We start from the raw sequence: 880 nt of genomic DNA, 5'->3' as shown, positions 1-880 counted from the left end.
GGATCCACACCTCCAGCGACTCGCGCCCGCGCTCCAACTCGACGTCGTCGGCGTAGATGTCGCCCGCTTGGTCGCCGGCGACCGCCTCGAACTCGATCTGCGCTCGCACAGCGGCCTGTTCCCCACCAGTTATTTCTACTGATGCCTCTCTGTCTGCTGATTCTGTGTGTATCATGGGTGTGTCTGTAATGGAAATTACCTCGCCTCTCGGGTCATCGGTGTGTTCGTTAGTCTGCTGTAAACTCGGTGTCCGGACGAAGTGGAGCCATTTTCTCCCACCTCGGATGGCAGGTCTGGCAAAGAGTGATCAGGTTGGTCATGCGATTTCGTTTTTTGGGATCATCTATCTCGCGGGCAGGTGTGATGTGGTGGACATGAAGCGCAGTGCCATATTCTTCAAATGACACCGACTCAGGTAGTCCGCACCCTTGGCATCTTGCCTGATCCCGCACTCTGACTGCGTTCTTTTTGTTTTTATTCCAGCCACGACCGTAGTGTCTCTCACCACCTATCCATGAGGGGTGATTTACACCACTGCGCGCATCACTTTGCCATTCTGACTGACACGTAGCTGAACAGAATTGAATGTCAGTAGCTCTCATTCGAGACGGAATCCGTGAAATCTCACTCCCGCACCACCCGCATTCTGCGGAGACTCGGTCATGATGATCTCTCGGATTTTTTGTCTCAATCCCGTGGACAGACAGCCAGCGAAGTACGGTGCTTTTAGCACACCCGATGCGATCGGCGATGTCTTTTGCCCTAACACCGTCTGTATGGTATTCTTCTCTTAGCTGAGTAGGAGATTCCAACAGGTCGGGAGTTTGTTCCCTGCTAGAAGGACGTCGACTTATGCCACACTCTTCCATTCGTCTATACA

General features: G+C 53.1%; 1 protein-coding gene. It reads right to left on the bottom strand.

Annotation, left to right across the window (positions count from 1 at the left end; genetic code table 11):
* Nucleotides 1–227: 227 nt before the first annotated feature.
* A complete protein-coding gene (locus DVK07_RS24440; protein WP_394338897.1) occupies nt 228–602 on the bottom strand; it encodes an HNH endonuclease in 375 nt (124 codons plus the stop codon).
* Between the last annotated feature and the right edge of the window lie 278 nt (nt 603–880).

The organism is Halorubrum sp. Atlit-26R, from assembly GCF_003666015.1.
GTDB lineage: Archaea > Halobacteriota > Halobacteria > Halobacteriales > Haloferacaceae > Halorubrum.
This window is presented reverse-complemented; position numbering and strand designations above follow the sequence as displayed.